Here is a 12463-nt window from a genome sequence, read left to right as displayed (position 1 = left end):
TTGGGCATGGACAGTCGGGAAGCGTGGCAGCTGGATGGTGAGGGCCTCAAGGGTGAGGTTTTGGATCTGGTGCGTGTCCGGCACGAGTTGCAGTCGCGGATGGTGTTGCTGATCGTGGAGATGTTTTCCCGTGAGGTTCTCGGCGGGAAGGGTTTTCGGGCGATCGCGCAGTGGTTGCATGGTTCGACGAATCTGGAGATCGGTGAGTGCAGCCTGCTGGTCGGGTTGGCGCGGTTGTTGATGCTCGAACCTGTTGTCGCGGATGCATTCCATCGCGGTGACGTGGATGCGTTGAAGGCGCGTCAGGTGGCGTCGTTCTGTCAGCATCCGCCCAAGAACATGACCCTGGCGGATGTGGACAAGGCCCGCGGGATCTTGCTTGGCCTGGCGTCGCAGAACATCGCGGATTGTGATGCGGTGCGGGCGGCGATCCGGCGGATCGAGAAGCAGTACGGAAAACGCGAGGACGGCGTTCCGGTTGGTGAGGATTCGGAGCGTAACGAGTTCTACGCCTCGAAAGGTTTGTACGGGCGGGTCACTGTGAAGGGTGACTTGGATGCGATCAACGGGGCCCGTCTGATCACGTTGCTGTCGAGCCTGTCTGCGCCGACGCCGGAGAAAGACGGCGTCAAGGACACCCGTACGCCGGCGCTGCGGCGCGCGGACGGGTTCTGCGAACTACTGCGCCGGTACGAGCGGGCGGGGCTGGGTCCGATCGAGGGCGGAGTGAAACCGCACATCACAGTCACCGCCAGTGCAAAAGACATGACCGACCTCAAAGCCTTGAAGGATCTACTGCCGTCGACTCAGGAACTGGGTTTCGCGTGGGCGGATTGGGTGGGTCCGATCAGTATCGACACGGCCCGGATGTTGGCGTGCGACTGCACCGTGACGCGGATCCTCCTGGATGAGAGTGGTGTTCCGCTCGACTGCGGTAAGGAAGCGAGAACGGCGACCGTTCCGCAGCGGCGGGCTCTTGCGGTTCGGGATGGTGGGTGTGCGTTTCCGGGGTGCGGGACTCCGTCGGGGTGGTGCGATGCCCATCATATTGTTCACTGGAACGATGGTGGCCCAACAGATCTCGACAACCTGATCTTGTTGTGCGGTCATCACCACCGGACGATGCACCACACGGAATGGCGGGTGGAGATCGGACCGGATCGGAAGACGGTGTTCTATCCACCGATGTCTGTTGATCCGTATCAGCAGCCGATCGGCGGGAACAGCCCACCCACCGCGGCGTGAATCGCGACAACTGAAGACGTGAGCACCGGGGCATCACCATGCCCCGGTGCTGACGGCTGTCTACTGTCAGAACGCTACTGTCAGAACGTGAGCGTGAGTCGCCCGTTCTCGTCGCTGATGTGAACAGTTCGCCCGATCGACGGAGGGTTGTCACCGCGAAGCTGGGTCAGTTCGGAGGCATTCTCGGGACCGGTGTGACCGGCGACGCGGCGGCCGTCCGGCGTTGCCGCGATCACGAACCCGATCTCAGGCTCCCCGGTGCGACCGTATTCGACAGAGGTAGTGACAATTTCTGCAGTGCCCTGGTAATCGGTGATCAGTTCCGGAGCCTCCGGGGTCAAAGCGCGTGCGTCGGGATCACCGACGTACCCGTCGGCATGAGCGGCGGACGACAGCAGTACGCAGTGCTGGTAGGTGAGGAATCCACCGTTGCCGTGGACGAGGGCAAGGTTCGCGCCGTCGCGAATTCGCCTGGTGACTTCAGCGACGGAATGCAGGGTGTAGCTGTTGAGCGGTCCGCCGAAGAACGAGTGTCCTCCGGTGACGCTTGGGATCGCGGTATCGGGAAGTCCGAGTTCGCGGATCAACAGCTTGGGCACGATCGGGAAGCAGCTGTAGGCATCGACGATGTCGAGTGCGTCGGCGCCGACTCCGGCACCGTCGAGTGTGCGATGTACGGCGTCATGCATCGCGGCCGAGCTGTCGAAGCTGTTGCGGCTGAGTATGTCCAACGGATCACTCGCACCTGCGCCGCCCCAGAGGTACACCAGCTTGTTTTCATCGATCCCGAACTCGCGGGCCGTCGACAACGAGCAGACGACAACGGCCGCAGCCTGATTGACGAAAGGCATGGCGTTGAGCATCAGCGGGTACGGCTCGGAGACCATCCGATTGCCGGGGCCGACGGTGCCGATCTCGTCTGCCGATCGGATCTCCGACGTCCAGGAGGCGGGATTCTTCGAAGCCAGTTCCGAGAACGCGGCGTACATCCGCGCGGACCAGTCGAGCGATTCACGGGCGTCGTGGCCCTCGGCAGCACTGAAACAGTTCTCGAAGAGCGGGTAGACACGAGTCGGCACGATGAAACCGGCGCGCTGCATTTCGGGGCTTCCCAGGTCGGTCGGATCGAATCCGGGAGGCCCACCGGGCGCGGCTGTCCACCCGATCGAGTCGGGGGCGACTCCGGACTTTCGCAGCGCGGTGCTGCTGGCGTGCGATTCGCCGCCCACGAGCAGAGCAGCCGAGGATTCACCGCGAGCGATGGCCGCGCCGATCCGATCGAGGAGCGCCGCGGGCCAGTGGCCACCGATCGGCGAGGTAGAGGTGACCGTGGGGGTCGCGCCTAATCGTGAGGCAAGCAGCCCGGGGAGATCGTCGTACGACCAGCTGACTGTCTTGATCGCGAACACGGAATCGATCTGTGTTCCCAGTTCAGCGTGTCCACTGTCGTTCAACGCGCCGACGGTGGCGTCGTGAATCAGATCGAGGGGTTCGCGGTGCCCGTCGGCAGGATTCCAGCGCAGATCGCCGACGCCGACGATGACCGGGATTCGTGATGCGTCAACCATCATGTACCTCTCGTTGCCGACCCGTAGCCGGGAGTTGCAGTCACGATATCGGGGACCCTGGTATGTGTAACTCTGGGGTCACAGTCAACGATTTTCGGGTTCCTATTTAGGTATGCCTAACGAAAGTCCTATACTCGTCTTCATGACAGCTGTGGCAGAGAGAGTTTCGGTGCCCGTGGGGCCGCGTTCCATCGATCACCCCTACTCGATGACAACGGTGACTCTGAAGCTCTCTCATCAGCGGCAGTGGGCCCCGCATCGTCATCCTGAACATGAGCTGATCTGGGGAAACTCCGGTGGAATGCTCACGGTTGTCGCTGACGGCATCACTTGGGAGGTGCCGCCTTCGGCCGGACTGTGGCTGCCTGCCGGGGCGTTGCATGCCGTGAAGGCCGGTCCGGGTACGGAGTTCTTCTGCACCTACTTCCGGCCCGAGGCTCACGAGGCGCCGTCGGGTGTTCCGGGCTTGTTCGGTGTCAGCGCTCTCCTGCGTGAGGTACTCCTGCACATGCATCGGCGGAACATGCCCGACGAGGCGCGCAGTCGCGCCGAGCGGGTGGCCTTCGACATGTTGCAGCCGCTCGAAGTTGCTGCGGTGGAGGTTCCGATGCCGACCGATCCGCGAGCGTTGTTCGTCGCCGAAGCGTTGGTCGCCAATCCGGCAGACCAGCGGTCGCTGTCCGAATGGGCGCTGACGGCTGGCGGTAGCGTCCGTACGCTGACGCGTGTGTTCGCGCAGGGCACTGGAATGACTTTTGCGCAGTGGCGAATTCAGGTACGTGTCCGCGCAGCATTGACGTATTTAGCTGCTGGAGTGCCGGTTTCGGTTGTCAGTAGGCGGGTCGGATACGAAACTCCGAGTGCCTTTGTCGCAGTGTTCCGCCGGGTCACCGGCCGCACACCCGGCAGCATGATGAACAAGGGGAGTGTGGCGCCCGAATCGGTGCCGTACCTTCTGCACGCTTGAGTTGGGTTGCACCGGGCGGAAGTGCTCGGTGCAACCGTCGCGGTCAACTCCGCGGCGCGGACCACGCTTCCCACAGCTCCGCGTACCGACCCCCGAGGTTGACCAACTCGTCGTGAGAGCCGTGCTCGACGACGCGGCCGTCGTCCATCACCAGGATCTGATCGGCGTCGACGGCCTGTGAGAGTCGGTGTGCCACTGTGACAGCAGTGCGACCCCGGGTCAGAGCGAGAGCGGCATCGTCGAGGACCCTGGCTCCGGCGCTGCCCGCTTCGGCGGTCGCCTCGTCGAGAATCAGCAGCGGCGGATCCAGTAATTCGATTCTTGCCAACGCAAGTTGTTGTGCCTGTGTTGCGGTCAGCCGGTGTCCACCGTCTCCGACCACGGTTTCGAGTCCGTCCGGGAGAGCCCGCAGCCAATCCGACGCGCCGACGGTATCGAGCGCCGCGGTGATGTCGTTGTCGGTTGCCGACGGGTCGGCCAGCCGCAGATCCTCGGCCAACGTGCCGGCGAAGACGTGGACCTCCTGAGTCACGAGGGCCACCGCGCTCCGAGATGTCGACGGTGGCAGTTCGTTCCGGGGCACCGTCCCGATCTTCACGACGCCTTCGGTCGGTTCGTAGGTTCCCGCGATCAGCTTTGCGACTGTAGATTTTCCGGCTCCGGTAGCGCCCACCAGTGCGGTGACGGTTCCTGCCGGAATGGTGATGTCGATGTCTCGCAGAACAGGAGCGTCGCCGCTTCGGTACGAGAATGTGACGCGTTCCAAAGAAGCTGAGCTGTCGACAGGTTCCTGCGGATCGGTCGGTGCAGATGGCACGGGCGCAAGCGTGACTCCGACCAGGCGAGCCAACGCGATTGTGCCTTCCTGCAATTCGTCGAACACGCTGAGAACCGCGCCCACCGGATCGAAGAGGCGGTGGAAGAACAGGGCTGCGGCGGTGGCGGCACCGATGCTGATCTGACCGTCCTTCACCAGCCAGAAGCCGGTGATCAGCACAGCGGACAGGCCGATGAACTCCGCGATGTTGAGCCGGCCGAAGAACCTGGTGCGTAGACGCGTGGTCAACAAGCTCAGCCGGACGGCCGTCATCGATCGAGATTCGATCTGTTCGAGATGCGGCTGGGCCAGGCGAAGCGATCCGACGGTGTCGGAGTTGCTCAGCGAGTCCAGGAGCTGTTGCGCACGTGCACCTTCTGCCTCCCGCTCCTCGCGGTAGACCGGTGCCGACCTCGAGAGGTACCAGCGCAGCGCCTGGATCTGGATGGGTGCCGCGATCACCGCGGCGACGGCGAATCTCCAATCGAGGCTACCCAATCCGATCAGGGTCAACACGATGGTCAGTGCCGCGGTGGCAAAAACCGGAAGTGCTTCGGATACGGCCCGGGTCACCAACCGCACGTCGCCGGTGATGCGGGAGACGAGATCTCCGCGCCCGGCCCGTTCGACGTCGCTCTGCGGAAGGTCGAGAACCCGGACGACGACTTCTTCGCGAAGGTCGGCGACAACGCGCTCGCCGACGCCGGCGAGCAGGTAGTTGCTCACTCCGACGAGAAGGGATGAGGCAACCGCGATACCGACCAACGCGAGAGTCAGTGTGCCGATGCGAGAGACAGCGTCGCCGTCTGCGTCGGTCACGGCGTCGACCATGGCGCCGAGGACCAGCGGTGTGAGCAGACCGATCGCGGTCGCGGCGGTCAGGGTGACGACTGCTGCGATCGCGGAAATTCGGTGGGGTCCCATCAACCGAAGTGCCGCGCGCCGCGCCTGTTTCGGTGTTGCGGTGGGGAGTAGTTCGTTCACAGCTCGATCACCCGATCGCAGATATCGAGCAGCACGGGGCTGCTGGTCAGAAGTATTGTGGCGTGTGCCCCGCGTACCTCGGCGATCCCGCGAGCAATGCGCGCTTCGGTGACGGAGTCGACGGCAGTGGTGGGATCGTGCAGCACCAGGACGGGAGCTTCGCTCGCCAGTGCCCTCGCCAACGCGATGCGCTGACGCTGACCGCCGGACAAAGAATTCCCTTGCTCGGTGACTCGGGTTGCGAGGCCGAGCGGCAGTGCCGAGATCACTTGATCTGCCGCAGCAGCGGCGATGGCCTCGTCGTTGCGGCTGCCGATCGGTGCGAGGGCGTCGATGTTGTCGCCGACTGTGCCGATGAACAGTGCCGCGTCGTGCGGTGCTGCCAGAACGTGAGTGCGAAGTTCGTCGATGTGCAGCTCGTGAATGGCGTTGTCGCCGAGATGAATTGTTCCGCTCGAAGGCTCGATTCGACGCGCCAGTGCGTCGACCAACGCATCCGCCCAGGCGGCATTCTCGGTGACGATGCCGATGATCTCGCCGCGTTTGACGTCGAGATCGACTGGTGACGCTCCGGCCAACACGACGTCGCGCAGCGTCAGGAACTCGGAGTGATTCAGGGACACAGGTTCACCCGCGGGAGTCACAGCCTCGGTGGTCCCGAGAAGTGCTGCGACGCGGTTGGCGGAAGCACGCGCCCGTGCCAGACCGGCGCCGAAGTAGATGATGTCGATCAACGGACCCCGAAGGAACTGTGCCAGACCAACCACGGCAACGAATTCACCGACCGAGATGCTCCCGGACGCTGCCATCCGTCCGCCCACGTACGCGATGACGGCGAGGAAAGCGCCGGCGATCGCAACGTTGGCGGCGGAGTACATCGCTTGGTATCTCTGTGCGCGAAGGGTTGCTCCCAACGAAGTCCGGCTGGCTCCCCGATACCGCTGCGCTGCAGCATCTCCGGCGCCGATTCCGGAGAGGATTCGGAGTCCGGAGAGTAGATCCGCGGCTAGCGCGCCGGCCTTGGCGCCCTGCCACTGATCGGTTTCGGCTCGGCGTTCGAGCGGCCGACTGACCACCTGCATGAGAGCCAGCACCGGGGGAGTGCCGAGGATGACGAGCAGCCCGAGTGGCACCGAGATCACCAGTAGCGAAATCGCGGCGGTCAGCACTCCGCAGGCGGCCGCAAGTTTAGTGCTCAGCGTGTGCGTGAATCCGGCCACCGAACCCGCGTCGGATGTTGCAATCGAGTAGACCTCGCCCGGCATACGCCGCGGCGACATGCCGTGCGGATCGAGGCCTCGGCGCGCGATGTCCATCCGCAAGCGATGTGCTCCGTGCTCGGTGACGGAATCGGAGATGCGCGCCGCGAAGCGCCAACTGAGCAACAAGCCGGTGAAGAGAATTCCGAGAACGAGGATCCACTTTCCGAGTGCGGCGGCATCGCTGGTCGCCACAGCACGGTCGATGACCGCACCGATCACCACCGGCACCAACGCTTCCGCGACCTGGTGGCCGGTGAAGCCGACGGACGCGGCCGCCAGCTTGGCTCCGCGACCTTCGGAAGCGATCGCGCGTGTGATTACCTGACGCGGCGTGATCGCCGGGCTGGTTGGGGGACCGTTTGTCTCGGCCGAAAGAAGTGGTGTCGAAGGCACTGGGTCCACGCTAGGGATCGTGGGCGGTAGTCAGAAGTCACACCGGTGCCAATACTTGTCGTGAACAGGCCATACGTATTGCGTTGGCCGAATTGCGATAGTAGTTGGCCCCGTTGCAGCGGAGAAGGCATCGACTCATCGACGACACTGCAATAAATTAAGGTCTACCTTACTTAGCGCGGGTTAACTATGTCCGGAAGTCGGATAGATCCTCGTGTTCGGGTCCGGTTCATGTTCCATCGATGTTGGAGATTGTTGTGAGTCTTGTGTTCGGCGAGGTACTTCACAAGGAGTACGTGACCCCGGGAATGGTTCGTATCGTGTTCGGTGGGGAGGAGCTGACCGCCTTCGAAACCACCGGTACCGGTGACGAATACCTGCGCCTCCACTTCCCGGTCCCGGCTACAGGCAAGTTCGTTCTACCGGCGGAAGATCCGGATGCACCGCGCGGTTGGCGATACCCGGAGGGAGAGGAACCGTCCCCGTGCCAGCCGTACACCGTGCGACGGTTCGATTCCGAAACCAGCTGCATGACGATCGACTTCGTCGTTCACGAGGGTGGTATCGCCAGCGACTGGGCACAGAAGGCCGAGATCGGTGACAAGTTGGCGATCGGCGAGTCTCGTGGCCTCTACGAGCCCCCGGCCGACGCACGCTGGCAGGTGTTCGTCGCCGACGCGACTGGACTCCCCGCACTCGGGCGCTTGATCGAACAGTTGCCCGCCGGGATGTCGGCCAAGGCGATCGTCGAGGTGGTGGACGAGTCTCACAAGCAGCAGATCACCTCGGACGCCGACGTCGAGTTCATCTGGCTGGTCGGCAGTGGCAACGGTGTTGCACCGTCGAAGTTGCCGGACGCGGTTCGCGCGATGAACCTGCCCACCGAACTCGGATACGTGTGGGTTGCAGGCGAGAGCACGATGCTCCGTGACATCCGCAAGTACCTTCGCCACGAACTGAAGTTGCCGGGTGAGCAGTACAAGGTCATCGGCTACTGGACGTACAAAGCCGAGGTGTGGAACGCGAAGTACGAGGCCCTCGACGAAAGTGTCCGCGCGGCACTCGATGCGGCCTGGGAATCGGACCGCGACGAGGAAGAGATCCGCGACGAGGTCGAGAAGACTCTAGAGAGCGCCGGCTTGTGACCGTTGGATTCGACAAGAGTGCTGTCGACAGCGGTGCGGCGGACAAGAGCGCAGTCGACAAACACACCGAAGAACTGATCGACGAGTCGCTGCACGAGAAGCAGAAGCAACCGGACGGGCTGGTATCGACCAACTCTCGTCGTATGGCGGGTCTTCTGGTGTGCCTGGTGGTGCTCGCCGCCGTGCTCCTTCTGAGTATCGCGGTGGGATCGAAGACCATTCCGTTCGGCACCGTGATCGACGCGCTGGTGAACTACGACGATTCCAATGATCACGTGATCATCCGTGACCTGCGACTACCGCGTACTCTGCTCGGTCTGATAGTCGGTATGGCACTGGGTGTGGCCGGTGGCCTCATCCAGGCGATGACACGAAATCCCTTGGCTGATCCCGGAATTCTCGGTGTCAATGCCGGAGCAGGCTTCGCGATGGTCGTTGCCGTCGCGGTCTTCGGCCTGACCAGCATCTGGTCGTACATCTGGTTCGCGTTCCTCGGAGCGGTGATAGCCACGGCGATCGTCTACACGCTGGGCTCGATCGGTCGAGGTGGTGCGACGCCCATTCGGCTGACGCTTGCCGGTGTTGCCATCGGCTCCGTGCTCGGCGGCATCTCGTCCGGGATCACCTTGCTCAACCCGACCGCCTTCGACCAGATGCGCCAGTGGAATGCCGGCTCACTCAGCGGGCGTTCGTTGGAAATCGTTCTGGCCGTTGCCCCATTCATTCTCATCGGGCTCTTCCTGGCGCTCGCGTTGGCGCGCCAACTCAACGCGGTGGCCCTGGGTGACGATCTGGCACGTTCGCTCGGTGCCAACATCACTCGTACTCGCATCCTCGGTGTCATCGCGGTGACATTGCTGTGCGGCGCGGCGACAGCTGCGGCCGGGCCGATCGGATTCGTCGGTTTGATGGTTCCGCACGTCGCGAGATGGTTCGTCGGACCGGATCAGCGATGGATTCTCCCGTACACGTTGGTGTGCTCGCCGATTCTTCTTCTCTTCTCCGACGTCGTCGGCCGAATCGTGCTGCGCCCGGGTGAACTTCAGGTCGGTATCGTCACGGCCTTCATCGGCGCTCCGGTGCTGATCATGCTGGTGCGTCGAAGCAAGGTGAGCGGTCTGTGAGCATCGATTTCGGGCGCGCCACCACGGTGGTGCGCTCACCCAAAGAAGGCTGGTCCGCGCGGATCGACGTCCGCACGGTCACAATCTGCCTCGTCCTCGTTGCGCTTGCATTGGCCATCGGTGTCATCGCGCTCGGTAGTGGTGACTACCAAGTGCCGATCGGGGACGTCCTCGGTGCACTGTTCGGCGAAGCCCCCGCGCGTATCCACATGGTCGTCGTGGAATGGCGTCTGCCCCGAGTTCTGTTGGCGCTGATGCTCGGTGCGGCGCTCGGTATGAGCGGTGCGATCTTCCAATCGCTGACCAGGAACCCGTTGGGTAGCCCGGACATCATCGGCTTCAACTCCGGTGCGTACACGGGCGCTCTGGTGGTCATCCTCCTCATCGGTGGTACTTACTACGAGATCGCAGTCGGTGCTCTGGTGGGCGGAATCGCCACCGCAGCAGTTGTTTATCTCCTTGCGTACAAGCGAGGTGTGCAGGGATTCCGGTTGATCATCGTCGGTATCGCCATCAGCGCGATGTTGGGCTCGGTCAACACCTGGATGATCCTCAAGGCGAAACTTGACGACGCCATGGCTGCCGCAGTGTGGGGTGCCGGTTCGTTGAACGGCCTCGGCTGGACTCAGGTGTGGCCGGTGGTCGTCGTGCTGGCCATCCTCGTTCCGCTGATCCTGGTGTTGGGCAGGCGGATGCAGATGCTCGAGATGGGCGACGACGCCGCCAAGGCGCTCGGCGTCCGGGCCGAACCCACGCGGCTATCCCTGGTTGTTCTCGGCGTCGCCCTGACGGCCATGGTGACAGCAGCGGCCGGTCCCATCGGGTTCGTCTCGCTGGCGGCTCCGCAGTTGGTGAGGCGATTGACCGGTAGTGCCGGAGTGACCCTGCTGCCGTCGGCAGCAATGGGTGGCGCGTTGCTGATGGTCAGCGACTGGGTGGCGCAGCGAGCTTTCGCGCCGACACAGTTGCCGGTCGGCGTCGTCACCGTCTCCATCGGTGGCATCTATTTCGTATGGCTTCTCGCGCGAGAGGCACGTAAGCAGTGATCGGTGAAGGAACGAGGAACAGCGTGAACGAGACAAGTACGGCCGCCGTCGTGGTCGAAAGGACGAATCGGCTTCGCGCCGAGGACGTCACGATCGGTTACGACAAGCGCGTCATCTCGGAACACCTCGACGTCGAAATCCCCGACGGTGGCTTCACCGTCATCGTCGGTCCCAATGCCTGCGGCAAGTCGACGCTTCTGCGTGCGCTGTCCCGGTTGCTCAAGCCGACCACCGGCAAGGTCCTTCTCGACGGTAAGGCGATCACGTCGTACCCGGCAAAGGAAGTTGCGAGGCGACTCGGGCTTCTGCCGCAGACGTCGATCGCGCCGGACGGAATCAAAGTCGCCGATCTGGTTGCGCGAGGGCGTTATCCGCACCAGAAGCTGATCCGCCAGTGGTCCCGAGAGGACGAGGCCGCCGTCATCAAGGCGATGGAAGCAACCAAGGTCACGGATCTGTCGGCCAGGCCGGTCGACGAACTGTCCGGTGGTCAGCGCCAACGTGTCTGGGTAGCTATGGTTCTCGCGCAGCAGACTCCGTTGGTGCTACTGGACGAGCCGACGACGTTCCTCGACATCGCGCACCAGATCGAGCTGCTGGAACTCTGCCGCGATCTGAACGAGAACGACGGACACACGCTGGTGGCGGTGCTTCACGATCTCAATCACGCGTGCCGCTACGGAACTCACATCATCGCGATGAAGGACGGCGCGGTGGTCGCCGAGGGCCCGCCCGCGGAGATCATCACCGAAGAACTGGTGCAGGAGGTGTTCGGCATGGCGTGCCGCATCATCGACGATCCGGTTTCCCACACACCGCTGGTCATTCCGCTGGGACGCGAGCGTCAGCGAAACATCGAAGGAGCAAAGGTATGACACTCGTCCTGGATGCGCAGGTTACCGACACGGAGTGGGCTCAGATCGTCGACCGCATTTCGCGACGCCGATTCTTCGGTGGCGCAGCTGGTGTGGCTGCAGCATTGGTGCTGAGCGCCTGCGGAAGCTCCGATGGCGAATCCGACTCTGCCAGTGACACTCTCCCGTACACGTGGGCCGAGTTCAGCGGCGACGTTCCGCGCGACCCGAAGCGTGTGGTGGTGCTCGACGGCCGCGTCGACCTCGAATTCGCGATGATGATGGACTACCCGATCGTCGGATCGGGCAACTTCTGGTTCCCCGACGCCAAGGCAGGATTCCAGTTTCCCGGCCGCACCATCGAGGACGCGAGCTTCGTCAACGTCGCCGGCGACTTCTCCACCAACTTCGAGGCTCTGCTCGCTCTCGAGCCCGATCTGATCGTCATCACTGCGATCGGATACACCAGTGACTGGTACGGCACCGAGCGCTTGTCTTCCATCGCGCCGCTGTTGGTCGTCGGCGACGACGTCGAACCGATTGCCGGGCACCCGGTCGACTGGCGAGGTGCTCTGATGGCGCAGGCGAGCCAGCTCGACCGGGTGACGATCGCCGAGGCTTCCATTGCGGAGTACGACGACAAGCTCGCGAGACTGCGACCGATGTTGCAGGAGAAGCTGGGCGGAAAGAAGATCGTGTTCGGCGTTCAGACGCCGACGGGCTTCCTTGTGCATCAGCGGAATCTGCGAATCAGTGTTGCACTCGATGCCGGCCTGGACGTGCTTTTCCGTGACGACGACAATGCAGAGAACTCGTTCGAGTTGTCGTTCGAGCAACTCGACACCTTGGCTCCGGCGGATGTGATCATCGCCCAAGCACGCGATCAGGAAGCGCTCGACGCGATCAAGTCGCAGCCGACGTGGCAGCGGTTGCCTGCAGTTCAAGCGGGCAACGTGTTGACCAGCGACGCGCGATACAACCAAGGATTTGCGCTCACCGCGGCCATCTTCCTCGACGTTCTCGAGGAAGCGGCCGGACGAATCACTGCTGGGCAGTAA

General features: G+C 63.2%; 10 protein-coding genes. 7 read left to right on the top strand and 3 right to left on the bottom strand.

All coding sequences use genetic code 11. The features are described 5' to 3' along the window. Nucleotides 1-6 precede the first annotated feature (6 nt). Nucleotides 7-1245 (top strand): HNH endonuclease signature motif containing protein, encoded by a 1239-nt coding sequence (locus tag KTR60_RS20770; protein WP_228401218.1) that lies wholly within the window; start codon nucleotides 7-9, stop codon nucleotides 1243-1245. 80 nt (nucleotides 1246-1325) lie between these two features. Here the strand turns inward: KTR60_RS20770 and KTR60_RS20765 are convergent, their stop codons facing one another. After that, a complete protein-coding gene (locus KTR60_RS20765) occupies nucleotides 1326-2816 on the bottom strand; it encodes an acetyl-CoA acetyltransferase (RefSeq protein WP_050654510.1) in 1491 nt (496 codons plus the stop codon). Nucleotides 2817-2955: 139 nt separating this feature from the next. Between KTR60_RS20765 and KTR60_RS20760 the strand changes: the two genes are divergently transcribed. Next, nucleotides 2956-3780, top strand: coding sequence for a helix-turn-helix domain-containing protein (locus KTR60_RS20760; RefSeq protein ID WP_007729004.1), 825 nt, complete (start codon nucleotides 2956-2958; stop codon nucleotides 3778-3780). A 43-nt stretch (nucleotides 3781-3823) separates the two neighbouring features. Here KTR60_RS20760 and KTR60_RS20755 read toward each other — a convergent pair whose 3' ends face one another. Together KTR60_RS20755 and KTR60_RS20750 are read right to left on the bottom strand one after the other, a co-directional pair. Then, nucleotides 3824-5581 (bottom strand): ABC transporter ATP-binding protein, encoded by a 1758-nt coding sequence (locus tag KTR60_RS20755; protein ID WP_007729003.1) that lies wholly within the window; start codon nucleotides 5579-5581, stop codon nucleotides 3824-3826. Beyond that, nucleotides 5578-7236, bottom strand: coding sequence for an ABC transporter ATP-binding protein (locus KTR60_RS20750; RefSeq protein WP_228232783.1), 1659 nt, complete (start codon nucleotides 7234-7236; stop codon nucleotides 5578-5580). The genes KTR60_RS20755 and KTR60_RS20750 overlap by 4 nt, the downstream gene beginning before the upstream one ends. Before the next feature lie 257 nt (nucleotides 7237-7493). Between KTR60_RS20750 and KTR60_RS20745 the strand changes: the two genes are divergently transcribed. The 5 genes from KTR60_RS20745 to KTR60_RS20725 are packed head-to-tail and all read left to right on the top strand — an operon-like array spanning nucleotide 7494 to nucleotide 12463. Beyond that, complete coding sequence (locus KTR60_RS20745) at nucleotides 7494-8381, top strand: siderophore-interacting protein (RefSeq protein WP_228232781.1); 888 nt, start codon at nucleotides 7494-7496, stop codon at nucleotides 8379-8381. Beyond that, nucleotides 8378-9505 carry a Fe(3+)-siderophore ABC transporter permease gene (locus tag KTR60_RS20740; RefSeq protein WP_003946222.1) on the top strand — a complete coding sequence of 376 codons (1128 nt, stop codon included), beginning with the start codon at nucleotides 8378-8380 and terminating at the stop codon, nucleotides 9503-9505. Before KTR60_RS20745 ends, KTR60_RS20740 begins: the two co-directional genes overlap by 4 nt. Further along, nucleotides 9502-10551 (top strand): iron-enterobactin ABC transporter permease, encoded by a 1050-nt coding sequence (gene fepG / locus KTR60_RS20735; RefSeq protein WP_228401217.1) that lies wholly within the window; start codon nucleotides 9502-9504, stop codon nucleotides 10549-10551. Before KTR60_RS20740 ends, fepG begins: the two co-directional genes overlap by 4 nt. A 23-nt stretch (nucleotides 10552-10574) precedes the next feature. Beyond that, the gene (locus tag KTR60_RS20730; protein WP_050794099.1) at nucleotides 10575-11426 is read left to right on the top strand and encodes an ABC transporter ATP-binding protein; all 852 of its coding nucleotides are present in this window, start codon (nucleotides 10575-10577) and stop codon (nucleotides 11424-11426) included. Then, nucleotides 11423-12463 (top strand): ABC transporter substrate-binding protein, encoded by a 1041-nt coding sequence (locus tag KTR60_RS20725; protein WP_228401216.1) that lies wholly within the window; start codon nucleotides 11423-11425, stop codon nucleotides 12461-12463. The genes KTR60_RS20730 and KTR60_RS20725 overlap by 4 nt, the downstream gene beginning before the upstream one ends.

It is taken from the genome of Rhodococcus sp. C1, from assembly GCF_020809065.1.
In the GTDB taxonomy this organism is placed as follows: domain Bacteria; phylum Actinomycetota; class Actinomycetes; order Mycobacteriales; family Mycobacteriaceae; genus Rhodococcus_F; species Rhodococcus_F qingshengii.
The sequence above is the reverse complement of the archived record's forward strand: the minus strand, read 5'-3'. Positions and strand labels throughout refer to the sequence as shown.